Source organism: Paenibacillus sp. FSL W8-0194 (genome assembly GCF_037969745.1).
GTDB classification, from domain to species: Bacteria; Bacillota; Bacilli; order Paenibacillales; family Paenibacillaceae; genus Paenibacillus_AQ; species Paenibacillus_AQ cookii.
In genome coordinates, this window is the sequence record NZ_CP150205.1 from 5,352,501 (window position 1) to 5,367,909 (window position 15,409).

The 15,409-nt window shown below is 53.1% G+C and carries 12 protein-coding genes (1 of these 12 running past the window's edge); all 12 read right to left on the reverse strand.

Translation table 11 applies throughout. The annotated features are described in order from the left end of the window. Window positions 1-1,728, reverse strand: the 5' portion of a protein-coding gene (locus tag MKY58_RS24850) for a PBP1A family penicillin-binding protein (RefSeq protein WP_339322496.1). It extends 135 nt beyond the left edge of the window; only the first 1,728 of its 1,863 coding nucleotides appear in the window; its start codon is at window positions 1,726-1,728; its stop codon lies off the left edge, out of view. Continuing rightward, window positions 1,725-2,360, reverse strand: a complete 636-nt coding sequence (locus MKY58_RS24855) for a hypothetical protein (RefSeq protein WP_339322497.1) — start codon at window positions 2,358-2,360, stop codon at window positions 1,725-1,727. The genes MKY58_RS24850 and MKY58_RS24855 overlap by 4 nt, the downstream gene beginning before the upstream one ends. 186 nt (window positions 2,361-2,546) lie before the next feature. After that, on the reverse strand, window positions 2,547-3,674 hold the full coding sequence (locus MKY58_RS24860) for an ATP-binding protein (RefSeq protein WP_339322498.1): 1,128 nt from the start codon (window positions 3,672-3,674) through the stop codon (window positions 2,547-2,549). 19 nt (window positions 3,675-3,693) lie between these two features. Beyond that, window positions 3,694-4,404, reverse strand: coding sequence for a response regulator transcription factor (locus tag MKY58_RS24865; protein ID WP_339322499.1), 711 nt, complete (start codon window positions 4,402-4,404; stop codon window positions 3,694-3,696). Between the two features lie 135 nt (window positions 4,405-4,539). After that, window positions 4,540-6,558, reverse strand: a complete 2,019-nt coding sequence (gene ligA, locus MKY58_RS24870; protein ID WP_339322500.1) for an NAD-dependent DNA ligase LigA — start codon at window positions 6,556-6,558, stop codon at window positions 4,540-4,542. A gap of 125 nt (window positions 6,559-6,683) precedes the next feature. Then, window positions 6,684-9,008: a DNA helicase PcrA gene (gene pcrA, locus MKY58_RS24875; RefSeq protein ID WP_339322501.1), complete on the reverse strand. Its 2,325-nt coding sequence runs from the start codon at window positions 9,006-9,008 to the stop codon at window positions 6,684-6,686. 43 nt (window positions 9,009-9,051) lie between these two features. Continuing rightward, window positions 9,052-9,738, reverse strand: coding sequence for a heptaprenylglyceryl phosphate synthase (locus tag MKY58_RS24880; RefSeq protein WP_339322502.1), 687 nt, complete (start codon window positions 9,736-9,738; stop codon window positions 9,052-9,054). Window positions 9,739-9,994: 256 nt separating this feature from the next. After that, window positions 9,995-10,867, reverse strand: a complete 873-nt coding sequence (locus MKY58_RS24885) for a phosphatidylinositol-specific phospholipase C/glycerophosphodiester phosphodiesterase family protein (RefSeq protein WP_339322503.1) — start codon at window positions 10,865-10,867, stop codon at window positions 9,995-9,997. 148 nt (window positions 10,868-11,015) lie between these two features. Continuing rightward, entirely contained in the window at window positions 11,016-12,422 is a 1,407-nt protein-coding gene (locus MKY58_RS24890; RefSeq protein WP_339322504.1) for an undecaprenyl-phosphate glucose phosphotransferase, read from the reverse strand. Then, complete coding sequence (locus tag MKY58_RS24895; RefSeq protein ID WP_339322505.1) at window positions 12,419-13,327, reverse strand: glycosyltransferase family 2 protein; 909 nt, start codon at window positions 13,325-13,327, stop codon at window positions 12,419-12,421. The genes MKY58_RS24890 and MKY58_RS24895 overlap by 4 nt, the downstream gene beginning before the upstream one ends. A gap of 201 nt (window positions 13,328-13,528) precedes the next feature. Further along, window positions 13,529-14,383 (reverse strand): dTDP-4-dehydrorhamnose reductase, encoded by an 855-nt coding sequence (gene rfbD, locus MKY58_RS24900; RefSeq protein ID WP_339322506.1) that lies wholly within the window; start codon window positions 14,381-14,383, stop codon window positions 13,529-13,531. Beyond that, window positions 14,380-15,402, reverse strand: a complete 1,023-nt coding sequence (rfbB, locus tag MKY58_RS24905; protein ID WP_339322507.1) for a dTDP-glucose 4,6-dehydratase — start codon at window positions 15,400-15,402, stop codon at window positions 14,380-14,382. The genes rfbD and rfbB overlap by 4 nt, the downstream gene beginning before the upstream one ends. Between the last annotated feature and the right edge of the window lie 7 nt (window positions 15,403-15,409).

Below are 15,409 nucleotides of genomic sequence, written 5' to 3' on the forward strand. Positions count from 1 at the left end.
GACAAACCAGAGGTCGCGGTTCGCTTTTCGGCTGACGCCCGGGAGATCGAGCTGGGTGGTTCCCGTTTTGCCTGCGACGGGCCGGCCGATCCGGGCCTTTTTCCCCGTCCCTTCCGTCACAACGTTTCGCAGCATCCATGTCATTCGTTCAGCCGTCTGCGGCGAAATCACTTGCCGCTCCCGGGGAACATATTCGTACACCACGTTCCCTTTGGAGTCTTGGATCCGGCGCACCATGTGAGCTTCGCGAAACACGCCGCCGCTTGCAAACACGCTGTACGCCTGCGCCATTTTTAATGGAGAGATTCCGGCATGGAGTCCCCCAAGCGCTATGGACAGGTTGCGGTCCTCCTTCGGCAGGTCGATCCCCAGTTTCGCGGCAAACGCCGTCGCTTGCGAAATGCCTACCTGCGAAAGCAGCCACACGGCAGGGGCATTCATCGATTGCTGCAGAGCCGTCCTCATCGTCACTTGCCCGCGATAAACTCCGTTCAAATTTTCCGGCGCATAACTTCCATAAGAAGCTTTCCGGTCTGGAAGCAGGCTCTCCGGCGTAAACCTCCCGCTTTCGAGGGCAGGCCCGTAATCAATGATCGGCTTAAAGGCCGACCCCGGCTGCCGTGCGTCGACGGTCGCCCTGTTCAAGCCGCCGCGAACCGGATTTCTTCCCCCGGTCAATGCCGCAATCTCGCCGGTGCGGTGATCGATCATGGCCATCGCAGCCTCAACCTGCTGATCCTTGCCGTCCGGCGGAAACAAGCCGGGATTCGAAAACGTCTCCTCCAACGCTTGCTGCACAGAAGCATTCATGCTGGTCACGATCGTGTATCCGCCCGTCAGCAGCTCCGTTTGCGGCTTGCCCGTCAGCCTTGAGGCTTCCTCCACAGCCGCATCGATGTACGAAGCGCCGATTCGCCTTTCCATTGCCCGCTCCGGAGGGCGGTATTCCTTCTGCTGGGCGGCCGCCATTTCTTCCTGCGTAATCAGCCCCTGCTCCCGCATGATTCCGAGTACCAGATTCCGCCGCTGCACGGAAAGCCCGGCGTCATCGCCCGGATGATATATGGACGGCCCCTTCGGAATGGCGGCCAGGGAAGCGATCTGCGCGACATCAAGCTCTTTCAAATTCGTGACGCCAAAATAGTGCTCCGCCGCCGCCTTCACCCCGTATTGCCCTTCCCCCATATAAATCTGATTCAGATACATCTCCAGAATGTCATGTTTGGACAACCGCTTTTCCAACGCAAGCGCGATGGAGGCCTCGTTCAGCTTGCGCAGCAGGGTCTGCTTCCGGTTCAAATACAAATTGCGGGCCAGCTGCTGCGTGATGCTGCTTCCGCCTTCCGAGACGCGCATATGGAGCGTATTATTCAACAAAGCGCGGGCGATTCCCTGATAATCCAGGCCCTGATGGCGATAAAACCGCCGGTCCTCGACCGCCAAAAAGGTATCGACCAGCAGTTTGGGCATTTCCTCGAACGCCGCCACTTTCCGGTAACCCGACCCGGGCAGCGGAATTTTCCGCAAAACGGTTCCGTCCGATGCCGTTACGACGCTCGATTCCTGCAGCACGAGTTTTTCCGGGTGGCGGGATACGGTATTTTGACCATAAACATGGACGTAAAACAAACCGGCAAGCAGCATGACCGAGACAATAACGGCCAAATCAAACGCGATATAAGCCCCTTTTAGCAGCTTCCTTCTTGCTTTCACATGAATTCCGATCATGGCGCGGCGATCAGGCTTTCCAAAAGCCTTTCCATTCCGAGCGCTTCCCGCCTTAAGGCATCCACGTCCAAACGTTCGTCCCGTTCCTGCCCGCTATGGGCCTGATCGGCCTTTTCGATGATCCGCCGCAAAGATTTGATTCTCAAGACAAGCGCCATGAGCTCTTCATTCTCCAGCCGGCGATCCTGTTTTTCCTGTATGTTGCGATCCTCAGCAGCAGCATCCCGCTTAGGCCTGGAACCGGCCTGTTCGTTCAAGCGCCGCAAATATCCGGCCAACTCCCGCAGTTCGCCAGCCGAAGCGACTTCGAGCTTTTTGAACGATCCTTTTCGGGCCAGCTCTTCCGCCGCCGCTAACAGCGCCTTGACATCATCGGCCGTCTTCTGCGACCGCAACATAAAAAACAAAACAAACACCGCCAAAAAGAGCAGGACAGCAATCGGCGTTTTACCGATATGATTGATGAGCCAGTGGGCGGCCCGCACCACCAATGCTTCCGGATGCGACGCATAATGGGAATACAGCAGTCCAAACATTTTATATGCAATAAAAAGAAAAAGGCCGCTGAGAAGCATGCTTCCCATAAAAATGTACAAGTACGCGGCGCGTACCGTGATCAGCTTGTTTGCCATTTCCATTCCTCCTTGCAACCGCAGGCAAATGACGCCTTTCGCAAATAAAGGATAACGGCCAATTCTTAAAAAACAGCCCATAAATTCTTAACATTCTCTTAAAAACAACCTATAGGACAGATCGTTGCGGCCAACACGCCGTACTTTGGCGGGAGATAGTCGTGCACCTAGTCCGAAAGCGTTCGTTTAAGCCGATGCCTTTTGCTCCCTGCACAGCGGAAACCGCGTGATAAAATCCGTCCGGTAAGTATCGCTCTGCGCCGAAATGCTCCCATGATGCCGGTCGACGATTCCTTTTGCAATCGCCAGCCCCAAACCCGATCCCCCGGTATGCTGCGACCGCGAACGTTCCGCCCGGTAAAACCGCTCAAAAATATGCGGAAGGTCTTTTTCCGCAATCATGTCCCCGAAGTTGCTGATCCGCACCACCGCCTCGTCCTTTTCGCGGGCAAAAGAGATCTCCAGCTTTTTTCCCGATTTGCCGTACCGGATCGCGTTGGTGATCAAATTTTCATAAGCCCTTACCAGCTCGTATGGCGCAGCCTCAATCCAAAGTGTTTCGTTCGTCTGGTCATGGACCGTGTACGTCATTCCGGCCAGGCTCAGCTCCGGAACCGCCTCCTCGGCCAATTGCCGGACAAAAGCCTTCAGATCCAGCCGTTCCAACACCAGCGGAGGCCCGCCGCCGCTCACGCGCGTATATTCGAACAAATCGTCGATCAGCTTGCGCAGCACGAGCGTTTTCTGGTACGCAATATCGACGTAATAGCGCATCTCCAGTTCGTCGCGGCAGCGGTCCTGCTCGATCACTTCCAAAAAACCGAGAATCGACGTCAAAGGGGTCCGCAAATCATGGGATACGCCCGTGATCAGATCGTTTTTCGCCTGAACGGCGGCCCTTTCCTCCATCAAGGAATGCTGCAGCCGCTCGGACATCACGTTGATGTTTTCCGCCAGCACTCCCAGCTCGTCCGTCGTTCGGACTTCGATCCGGTGGGATTCGCCCAGTTTGGTGATCTGCTGAATGCCTGCGGTAATTTCCTCAAGATAAGAAATGACTTTTCGGGTAAAAATAAAAAAGAAAATCAAAAAGCTGACAATGCCGGCAACGGCCATCAAAGGCCCCGAGCCGATATGGTTAATGATCCATCTCAAGATGCGCGTATACGGAGCCGAAGGCGGGGCCGAGTTCGAATACACCATGAAGTTGACGAGCTGATATCCTGCCATCAACACGGCCGCGCCCGATACCATGCTTAACAAAAAAGCCCAAATAAACTTCCAACGGATCGTGCTTATGTATTTTGCATTCATGAATTGGTCTACCTCCCCATCAGGACGTCGGCGTGTCCAGTTTATAACCTACGCCCCAAACCGTTTGCACGTAACGCGGGCGTTTCGGATCGATCTCGATTTTTTCGCGGATTTTCCGCACATGCACCATGACCGTGTTGCCCCCATCGAGAAAAGGCTCGTTCCACACGCTGTTATAAATTTGTTCCATGCTGAGCACTTTTCCTTGATGCCGCGTCAGCAGCTCGAGAATCGCGAATTCCCGGGGAGTCAGCTTAACCAGTCGGCCATCGACGCGCACTTCATGTTTTACCGTATCCACCACCAAATCCTCGAACGCAAGCACGCCTTCGTCGGCCTGGGGCGGCACATCTTTATTAAAGCGGTGATAACGCCTCAGCTGGGATTTGACTCTTGCAATCAGTTCAAGCGGATTAAACGGTTTGCCGACGTAATCATCGGCGCCGATGCTGAGGCCGTATATTTTGTCCATGTCGGTGTTTTTGGCGGACAACATGATGATCGGCATGCGGCGCTCCTCGCGAATTTTCATGCAGGCGGCGATCCCGTCCATTTGCGGCATCATCACGTCCAGAATGATCAGGTCCACGTCCTCCTTCTGCAGCCACTTCAGCGCTTCTGCCCCGTTATAGGCTTTAAGGAGCCGGTATCCTTCGTTCGTAAAATAAATATCGAGCAGCTTCACGATTTCCTGTTCGTCGTCTACGAGCAATATGGTTTCCTTTTTCACTAACAAGCGTCCTCTCTATCCATGTGATTTTTCTCATTTCATCTTAACAAAGATTCCATGCTTATATTTCCTTTTCATGCAAAAAGTCCCGATTCATAAGCTGAATCAGGACTTTTCCTATGCGGGTATATTCAATTAACCTTCCATATTCAATAAACGGATAAACTCGTCTTCGTCTTCGATGACCTGGATACCGAGCTGCTGGGCTTTGGTCAATTTGCTGCCGGCTTTTTCGCCCGCGATGACCAGATCCGTCTTCGAGGATACGCTGCCGGTGACTTTGGCTCCCAACGCCTCCAGCCTTTTGGCCGCTTCGTCGCGGGTCAGTTGGTGCAGCGTTCCGGTCAGGACGACCGTTTTGCCGCTGAAGAAGGAATCGGTGCTCACCACCTGCGGCGCTTCCGGCGCTTTCGCTTTGACGCCCAAGGCCAGCATTCTTTCGATGCCCGATTTCATGAACGGATCCGCGAAAAAGCTTACGATGCTTTCGGCGACAATGCCGCCCACGTCCGGGAGGGCAATCAATTCTTCCACGGTTGCGTTCATGATCGCATGCAGGTCGCGGAAATGGTCGGCCAGCATTTTGGTCGTCGATTTGCCGGTATTCGGGATGCCCAAGGCAAACAGGAACGAAGCAAGATCCCGGTCTTTGCTTTTTTCCAGCGCGGCAAGCAGGTTGTTCGCCTTTTTCTCGCCAAAACGGTCCAGCTTGATCAGGTCTTCGAACGTCAGCGTGTACAAATCGGCAGGCTCGCGCACATTCAGCTCATTATACAGCTGCTCGGCGGTCATGACGCTGAACGTCTCGATGTCCATCGCATCCCGTGAGGCAAAATGGGTGATCCGGCCAATGATTTGCGGCTTGCAGTCCAAACGGTTGTTGCAGAACAGATGCGCTCCGCGCTGCTCCAGCGGGAATCCGCAGGCAGGGCAATGCTCCGGGTACACGATCTCCTCGCCGTCGCTCTCTTCGGTCACTTTCCCCAAAATTTCCGGGATGACGTCGTTCGAGCGGCGGATAAAGACGCGGGTGCCCAGCGCATGCTTCAGGTTTTTCCGTTCGATGTCGCCGATGTTGTTGAGCGTGCAGTTCTGCACCGTCACGCCCGCCAGCTCGACAGGTTCGACGCGCGCCACCGGCGTGATTTTGCCCGTGCGTCCCACTTCCCAGGAGACGGACTCGAGAACGGTCGTCGTTTCTTCCGCCTCGAACTTGTAGGCGACGGCCCAACGCGGGAACTTATCCGTGTATCCCAGCGCCTCCCGCGTACGCATATCGACGATTTTCACGACGGCGCCGTCGATCAGGTAATCGAGTCCCGCACGGCGCTCCTGGATGTCCTCCAGCTGCTTCGTCACGTCGTCGAAATTTTCGAAATAGAAAATATACGGGTTCACCTTGAAATGATTGTCGCGCAAAAAGTCCATCATTTCCTTGTGAGATTCGAAACGGATATTGTCGGAGTACCCGACGTTGTAAAAGAATGCGCTGAGCTTGCGCTCGGCGGTGACCTTCGGATTCAGGTTGCGGAGGGCGCCGGCTGCCGCATTGCGTGCGTTTTTGAGCGGTTCGGCCGCCGTCTGGTTATATTTCTCCAGCACCGACAGGTTCATGATGCCTTCGCCTTGTACTTCGATCGTGCCTTCTTTGTAAGGGATGGTGAGCGGGACGGATTTGATCGTTTTGACTTGGGCCAAAATGCCTTCGCCAACGACGCCGTTGCCGCGGGTCGCCGCCTGCACCAGCCTGCCGTCCTTGTACGTCAGATTGAGCGTCAGGCCGTCGAATTTCAGCTCGATCGCGTAGCTTGGCTGCGGCAAAGGATTGTCCGGATTTTTGCTGTTATAGTCCGCCACAAGCTTGGCGACGCGCGCGTTCCAGCTTTGCAGCTGGTCCGCGTTTTGCGCCTTGTCCAGGCTCCACAGCGGAGCCAGATGACGATGCTGAACGAATCCTTTCAGCAGCTCGCCGCCGACGCGTTGGGTCGGGGAATCCGGCAAAACGACGCCGCTCTCCTTCTCCAAAGCGACCAGCCGATCGTATAAGGCATCATACTCTTTATCGCTGATCAGCGGCTTGTCGAGCGTGTAATAATGATAATTCAATTTGTTCAGCTCGGCGACGAGCTGCTCCATCGTAGACATCGGATCCATGCGCGGACCATCCCTCCGTCATATATAATTATTTTTTTCAAAAAGATTTTAGCTTCGAAAGAATCGATTCCGTCCCTCCGCCAATCCAGCATCCAGCCCAGAACAAATGAAGTTGAATTCTACTTCTAGCCTTCCACTCTCGTAATCGGCGCAAACCCGGCCAGCAATCGTTTCACGCCGACAGGCGCCGGAAACGCGATCTGCAGCTCGGTATCGTTCCCGGTGCCTTTGACCGACACGACCGTACCCGTGCCCCATTTGCCGTGGGCGACTTTGTCGCCGGCCTTCAGCGTCGTCAGGTCGGATTTGTCTCCCGAAGCCGCCGGCTGCGGCGCGGAAGTCGTCACCGTCACTTTGCTGGACGATCCGGTGGCCCGTGCTGTTGAACCGCTGAGCGATGAGGTCTGGTTGCTGCGTCCAAAATTGCTGCCGCTGCTTCCGAATCCGCGGCTGCCGTACGAGCCGCCAATGTTGCCGCCGCGGCGGTACCGGTCGCGGGCGACGCCGGTCTCCTCTTTAAGCTCTTCCGGGATTTCATCCAGGAAACGCGATGGCTGGTTCGCCGTCGTCCGCCCGAAAAGCGTCCGCATCTGCGCGCAGGACAGGTACAGCTGCTGCTCCGCCCGGGTAATGCCGACATACGCCAACCGGCGCTCCTCTTCCAATTCTTCGTTGTCCAAAAACGCCCGGCTGTGCGGGAACACGCCTTCCTCCATGCCGACGATAAACACGATCGGGAACTCCAATCCTTTTGCGCTGTGCATCGTCATAAGAATGACGGCATCGGATTGATCCTCGTCTTCGTCGTTCATCGAATCGATGTCGGCAATGAGCGCCAGATCCGTGAGGAAGGAAACCAGCGACTTGTCTTCGTTGCTTTTTTCGAATTCCATCGTAACGGACAGGAACTCGTCGATGTTCTCGAGGCGCGACCGCGATTCGATCGTGTTTTCGCGCTGCATTTCGACGCGGTATTCGCTCATCTCCAGCATTTTTTCGGTGAGCTCCGTGACGGATAAATATTCTACCATTTGATTCAGCGCGGCGATCATATCGTAAAATTCCACCAGCGCGTTGCGCGTTTTGCCGGCAAATCCGAGATCGTCCACGACCGCAAGCACCTGGAAAATCGACACGCCGCGTTCGGCCGCGGCTGCCGTCAGTTTGGCCACCGAGGTGTCGCCGATACCTCTTTTCGGCACGTTGATGACGCGCGCCAAGCTGAGGTCGTCATTAGGATTGGAGATCAGGCGCAAATAAGCGAGGATATCCTTAATCTCTTTGCGGTCATAGAACTTGATGCCGCCCACGATTTGGTACGGAATATCCGATTTGATCAAAATTTCCTCGATCACCCGGGATTGCGCGTTGGTGCGGTACAAAATGGCGTGATCCTGGTACGACTTGCCCTGCTTCACGTTATTGCTGATTTCAGAGGTCACGAAATACCCTTCATCATGTTCCGAATCGGCTCTGTAGATTTTGATCTTGGCGCCTTCGCCTTTATCGGTCCACAGATTTTTCGACTTGCGTCCGCTGTTTTGCTTGATGACTGCGTTGGCCGCGTTCAAAATGGTGGCCGTCGACCGGTAATTCTGCTCGAGCAGGATGGTGCGGGCTTCCGGATAATCCTCCTCGAAATTGAGGATGTTGCTGATGTCCGCCCCGCGCCAGCGGTAGATCGACTGGTCGCTGTCGCCTACGACGCAAATGCGGTGATGGCCGTCGGCCAGCATCCGGCACAGCATGTACTGCGCCCGGTTCGTATCCTGGTATTCGTCGACGTGGATGTATTGGAACTTTTTCTGATAAAAATCCAGCACCTCAGGCACTTCTTTAAACAACTGGATCGTCGCCATGATCAGGTCGTCGAAATCCAGCGAGTTGTTGCTTTTCAGGCGGCGCTGGTACATGGTATATACCTTGGCGGCGATGCTTTCCATGAAGTCTCCGGCCTTCTGCTCGTATTGAGCGGGCGTGATCAGTTCGTTTTTGGCGGCGCTGATCAGGGAAAGCACGGCTTTCGGCTCGAATTTTTTCGTGTCCAGGTTCAGGTCCTTCATGCAGTTCCGCACCAAGGATAACTGGTCTGTCGAATCCAAAATCGTAAAATTGGAATTAAAGCCGATCCGTTCGATATCCTTGCGGAGAATGCGCACGCACATCGAGTGGAACGTCGATACCCAAATGTCGCGGCCTTCATGGCCGACAAGCCTGGTGACGCGTTCCTGCATCTCGCGTGCCGCCTTGTTCGTAAACGTAATCGCCAAAATGCTCCAAGGCGGCGCTTTGCGGGTGGCGATCAGGTAAGCAATCCGGTGCGTCAGCACCCGGGTCTTGCCGCTTCCCGCCCCGGCCAAAATGAGCAGCGGTCCTTCCGTCGCTTCGACGGCCTGCCGCTGCTGCGGGTTTAACTTTTGAATCGCTTGATGTATATCTATCGGTTGCATGCAGGCATGCTCCTTCCTTCATGTCGTTGTAATCCGGCAAAAGCTACTTCACGGCCTTGACGGTAAGCAGCGCCTGTTTCAAATCGTCATAGACCGCATTGCCGACGACGATCGTATCGCAAACTGCCGCCGCGGCCGCCGCGGTTTCCGGATCGTGAATGCCTCCCCCGTAAAACACCTTGGCGCCATGGACCGACTGGTGGATTTTTCTGACCGTGTCCAGGTCGCCGAAGCAGCCGCTGTATTCGACGTAAACGACCGGCAGGGACATCAGCTTGTCCGCCACTTGCGCATACGCAGCCGCTGCATCCGCGTCCAAATCGGTTTGGGCGCCGGTCAGCCGGGCTACGGTCGAATCCGGATTCAATATAATGTAGCCTTCGGGAACGAGCAGATCCCACGGAATCATATAGCCGTACTCCTCAATGGCCCGCTTGTGCTGGCCGGTAATCCACGCCGAATCCGCGGTATTCATCACCATCGGAATCATGTACAAATCAAAACCCGGCACAATCATCTCCAGATTGGAAACCTCAAGCACGCACGGAAGCTCAAATCGGCGCACCCGCGACAGCAAATCGACCGTATTATCGAACGTTACGCCGCTCGAGCCGCCAATCATGACGGCATCCGTTCCGGACATACATACCGCTTCCAGCGACGCGTCGTCGATCTCCCGGTCCGGGTCCAGCTTAAAAACATGTCTCCATGGTTTGATCATCTGCTTCAAACGTCATTCCTCCACGACTTTTTCTCTTAAATCTAGTCTATGTCAGCACGGGAGTAGTGTCAATTTCTTGTTCGCATTCGATGCGAACATTTTTATGGAATTTCCAGCAAGCGTTAAATAAGACGGCAAAAGGCGAATCAGCCGCGGTTTAAGGTCCGTTTCAGGCTCTATGAGGGGCTCCGGGAAATTCAGATATTTCAAGCGCAAAAAAGCCACCGACGATATGTTTGTCAGCGGCTTGCGACTCCATTTTGTTCTAATTTCCCAGCGCATACAGCCATCCTGCGGATTCCACCTCTTTTTCCGTCAAAAAGTCCGAGTACACGCCGTTCGCTCCCATTCGCTTAAACCTATTCGCATCAGCGGGTTCGTTGATCGTGTTGACGTAAGCAGCCGCCCCCGCTTTTTTCAGCTTTGACAAAAAGGAACGGGTCACGCGTTGTTCCGGGATCGTCACCGCATCGATGGCATTTTCCGCTACGAAATCAACGACCTCGTCATCCGTATCTTGAGTTGCATACAACGTATAGATGATCGATGGAAAGTCGTAAATGGCCTTGACCGTTTTCAGCATCGGCCGGTTATAAATTTGCGGCACCACCCGCTCCAGCAGCTGCGGATCGCGCGCTTGGGCCGACCTGACCAGCAACGCAAGCTGACGCTTCCTATTTTCCGCATCCTGCTCCTTCATGTCCGTCACGATATAAATGTCCGGATAACGCTCCATCAGGTCCATGATGTCCTGCCAATCGAGCGGAGCGTAAGCGCCGAGAATTTTGCTGTTTTTGAACTCTTTGTAGGTTAAACGTGCCGCCTGGCGATCCTCGGGGATCTGGCCTTCCTGCTGCAGAAGCTCGGTCATCGCCTGCGTCCATTCATGCCTTGCCACCAGATTGCCGTCTTCGGTCAGCAGCAAATCCACTTCAAATACCCGATTCCCTTTTTCATAATTGGCGATAAAAGCTTCATAAGAATTCGTATACGCATGATCGCGGATGCCTCCCATCGCGTGGGAAATCACCTTATAATCCGTAAAACCTCCGGTCGTTTCCTGCGAATTGCCCCGGGGCGTCCAGAACAGGATCGCGGCGGTCCCGGCCAGCAGCAGCAGGGCAATCCATTTTCGCATAGCGGTTCACATCCTTTGGCGTCGGGTTATGTATTTATGAACGATGCACTGTCATGTGGGAAATTACCCGGAAAAGGATGGGGAGAAACGAACGGCAAACATAAAAGAGCGACGTGTCGACCACGCCGCTCTTCGCATCTGAAAATGCTTAATATGCGTTTTTGTTCACGAATCCGTTGCGGATCGTTTTGAAGATGATTTTAATATCGAATAAAAGAGACCAGTTTTCAATGTAAAAAATGTCGTGGTTAATGCGCTCTTCGATCGAAGTGTCCCCGCGCAAGCCGTTGCTTTGCGCCCAGCCGGTAATGCCCGGACGGACATGGTGTTTTACCATGTACTTCGGGATTTCTTCCTGGAACTGGTCTACGAAATAAGGACGCTCCGGCCGCGGGCCGACCACGCTCATATGCCCGAACAACACATTAAAAAATTGCGGCAGCTCATCCAGGCTTGTTTTGCGCAGGAAGGAACCGAACTTCGTCCGACGGGGGTCGTTTTCGACCGTCCAGCCCGTGTCTTCGGTGCCCGGCGGCAGCTGCTTCATCGAGCGGAATTTGTACATCATGAAGTTGCGCCTGTTCAGCCCGACCCTCTCCTGCTTAAAAATAATCGGCCCGGGCGACGTCAACTTCACGCCGATGGCGATTGCAAGCATAATGGGCGACGTCAGCACGATGGCAAACAAGGAAAACGCGATGTCGAACAGCCGTTTAAACATCCGGTTGCCTGCCAAATCGAGCGGAATGTCGCGGACGTTGATCATCGGCATCCCGGCGAAATTGTCGAAATACGGCCGGGTCGGAAGATAATCGAAAAAGTCGGGAATGATGAGCGTACGTACGCCCGCTTTTTCGCACAGGTTGATGATCTTCGGATACTTCGAGTGCGCATCCAGCGGAAGCGCCATGATGACTTCGTCGATCAGCACTTCCTCAAGCACCTTTTCCAGATCGTCTACCGTTCCTAATATAGGTTTATACCGCTTCTCTTCAAGCGAATCCCACTGCTGAAAATCGTCAAGGAAACCGACCACCTCATACCCCATCTCCGGGTATTGCTTCAGATTCTGGTAAAATCTTTTGCCGAGCGAACCTGCGCCGACGATCAGCACGAACTGGCGGTTATAGCCCTTTTCCCGGATGACCTTGAGGGATACTTTCAGTATGTACCGGTAAAACAGGATAAACATGACGAGGGAAACCATGTAAATGGCCAAATACGACCGGGAAATGTTGATTTCCTTCACGAAAAACATCAAGCTGAGCAAAACGAAGATGCTGATGGCATGCACTTGCACGATTTTGATGAATTCATCCGCGAAGCGCTTTTTTCGCTTCGGGGAATACAAGGCGATCAACATGCCGGTCAAAACGGCAATCGCCCCGTAAATAAAGCTCCACATGGCATACGTCTCGATCGGCAAGGGAGCTTCGTATGGTATCCAGCCGCTTTTAAATCTCAGCCACCAGGCTAACAGAAAAGAAAACTGGATGAACACAAAATCCGTCAAAACATACATTTGCGTCAAAAACTCCTGATTTTTGCGGATCACATGCCCACCTCCATATTTGTTTCTTTGGTTTTGGGTGCCGGCCCTGCCGGGGCCAGTCTGCTTTTCAAAAGAGCCATGGCAAATTTAAGCCCTACCCCCAGGTATATGAGCGCATTCGTCAGAATATTGTACCGCTTCCGATAATGCTTGCGGTGAAACACGATCATTGCCCGGTGGAATTCATAGATGATGCGAACCGGGCGTCTGCGGGCGCTCCCGCCTTTATAGTGGACAATCCTCGTTTTCGGGTAGTAACGAATGTCCCAGCCCGCCTGCTTGATCCGGTAACACCAGTCGATGTCCTCGCCGTACATGAAAAAAGTTTCGTCCAACCCGCCAATCTGCTCGATCGTCTCCCGCCGCACCAGCATAAAAGCCCCGACCAAACAGTCCACGGGGTACTCCTGATCCGGATCAAGATGGCCCAGCTGGTACTGGTTGAACTTCGGTTTGTCCGGAAAGAGCTTCGAAAACCCGAAGGCGTAATAAAACGAAGCAGACGGCGTCGGGAAACCGCGCTTGCAAGCTTTGTCGAGCGAGCCGTCAGGCAAAATGACCTTGCAGCCGGAGGCCCCCGCCTTCGGATGCTCATCCATAAAAGCGATCATCGTCTGCAGCGTATCCTTCTGCACGACCGTATCCGAGTTAAGCAGCAAAATATACCGGCCCTTCGCCGCCGCCATCCCTTGGTTGTTGGCTTTGGCAAATCCGGTATTCTCCGTGTTCGCGATAAGCGTTACGTGCGGGAATTCCTCGCGAATCGACTCAAGCGAGCCGTCCGAGGAATGGTTGTCGATCACGATGACTTCATATTCGTACACCGTCTCCGAGGCAAACACCGAACGAAGACAGTCCGTGGTAAGCTGACATGTATTGTAATTCACGATGAGAATGCTTAAATCCAATTGAAGCACATCCTGACAAATTTTTATCGGGTAAGAATGACTATATGACAAAATACGTTCTCGTTCGTTCTATCTATCGACATCATTATAGCATTGCAGCGTTGTCAGGGGAAATATGGAAGAAACGAGAGAAAGGTAATATTGTAAAAAAAGCCTCCTCTCAACTCCTGAGAATTGATGAGGGAGACTCTTAAACTTGTATTATATGAATTCCAAAAAATCTTTCAACCCTTCACGCCACGGCCTTAGATCTGTAAACCCATTCGTACGAATCGACAAGTGATCCATGACGGAGTTGGCGGGTCTTGGAGCCGGACGCGGAAATTGTTCTGTGGTACATGGCTCAACCTGAGCCGTAATTTTAAAACCAAGCTTCTGAGCTTCCTCAAAAATTGCTTGGGTGAATTCAAACCATGTACAGTCTCCGCTGTTCGAAGCATGGTATATACCGTATTTTTCGGTGTGAACCAATTCCTCAAGAAAACGGGCCAGATCAACCGTGTAGGTAGGAGAACCTTTTTGGTCATGGACGACTTGCAGCTGGGGTTTCTCCTGACCCAGGCGCAGCATCGTTTTCACAAAATTGTTCCCGTGCAGCCCGTAGACCCAGGATGTGCGGACAATGAAATATCGTGAAGACAGGCTTTGCGTAAGAACCTCACCGGCTCTTTTCGATTTGCCATACACACTTTGCGGATCTGTATTGTCATACTCCTGGTAAGGGGCTGCGGAACGCCCGTTAAACACGTAATCCGTACTGATGTAGACCAGCTTAGCGCCAACCTTTTCAGCCGCAACAGCTACGTTTCTTGTGCCAACCGCGTTTACTTTGTAGGCTCCGTCAACATCCGTCTCGGCGGCATCCACCGCAGTATAAGCGGCACAATGGATGATAGAATCGGGCTGGAATCCGCCTATTACTTGCTGACACTGCTCCAAACTCGTAATGTCCAATTCGGAGCGGCTGCATCCCATGACTTCGTGCCCTTTTTGTTGAAAAAGAGCGACTACATCCTTGCCTAATTGCCCGGAGGCTCCTGTAACTAAGACTCTCATACGGAATCGCCTAACCGCTCGCCGTATTGCTTTGCGTAATAGTCCTGGTATTCACCGGACTGAATGCGAGTCCACCAGTCTTTATTATTCAGATACCATTGAATCGTTTCCTTAATGCCTGTTTCGAAATTATGTTTCGGCTTCCATCCAAGCTCCTGCGTAATCTTCGTCGGATCGATGCCGTAACGGCGGTCATGCCCGGGACGATCCTGTACATAGGTAATCAGCGACTCCGGTTTATTCAGCTCCGCCAAAATGGTTTTTACGATATGGAGGTTCGTCCGTTCGTTATTGCCTCCAATGTTGTATACCTCCCCGACACGGCCGTTATGAATAACCAGGTCAATGGCGCTGCAGTGGTCTTCCACATACAGCCAATCGCGAATGTTAAGCCCGTCTCCGTAAATCGGAAGCGCCTGGTCGTTCAAAGCACGGGAAATCATCAGCGGAATCAGTTTTTCCGGAAATTGATACGGTCCATAGTTATTAGAACAGCGGGTGATGTTCACCGGCAGACCAAAAGTCTCGTGATAGGCACGTACAAGAAGATCTCCGCCCGCTTTGCTCGCAGAATAAGGACTGTTTGGCGTTAGAGGCGTTTCCTCCGTAAATAAGCCGGTTTCCCCTAGAGTACCATACACCTCGTCCGTAGATACTTGAACGAACTTGGTCACACCGTATTTTTTGGCTGCGTCCAGAAGGACCTGCGTCCCTAAAACATTTGTCTTTACGAATACTTCCGGATCCAAAATGCTGCGGTCCACATGCGATTCGGCAGCAAAGTTGACCACAACGTCAATGCCTTGTTGGAACAAGACGTCAATTGCCTTGGCGTCGGTAATATCCGTTTTAGAGAACGTGTAGTTCGGATGATTTTCAATCGATTTCAGGTTTTCCAAATTGCCCGCATACGTTAGCGAGTCTACATTAATGATCTTGCAATCCGGATGCTGCTGAAGCATATATAAAACGAAGTTACTGCCAATAAATCCGGCTCCGCCGGTAACGAGAAGTTTCATGTAAAAA

What these genes read in the sequence shown, in the direction of transcription:
- MKY58_RS24855 (WP_339322497.1), bottom strand. Translation starts at nt 2,360, where the DNA reads ATGGCAAACAAGCTGATCACGGTACGCGCCGCGTACTTGTACATTTTT.
- rfbD (WP_339322506.1), bottom strand. Translation starts at nt 14,383, where the DNA reads ATGAGAGTCTTAGTTACAGGAGCCTCCGGGCAATTAGGCAAGGATGTA.
- MKY58_RS24860 (WP_339322498.1), bottom strand. Translation starts at nt 3,674, where the DNA reads ATGAATGCAAAATACATAAGCACGATCCGTTGGAAGTTTATTTGGGCT.
- MKY58_RS24885 (WP_339322503.1), bottom strand. Translation starts at nt 10,867, where the DNA reads ATGCGAAAATGGATTGCCCTGCTGCTGCTGGCCGGGACCGCCGCGATC.
- rfbB (WP_339322507.1), bottom strand. Translation starts at nt 15,402, where the DNA reads ATGAAACTTCTCGTTACCGGCGGAGCCGGATTTATTGGCAGTAACTTC.
- ligA (WP_339322500.1), bottom strand. Translation starts at nt 6,558, where the DNA reads ATGGATCCGATGTCTACGATGGAGCAGCTCGTCGCCGAGCTGAACAAA.
- pcrA (WP_339322501.1), bottom strand. Translation starts at nt 9,008, where the DNA reads ATGCAACCGATAGATATACATCAAGCGATTCAAAAGTTAAACCCGCAG.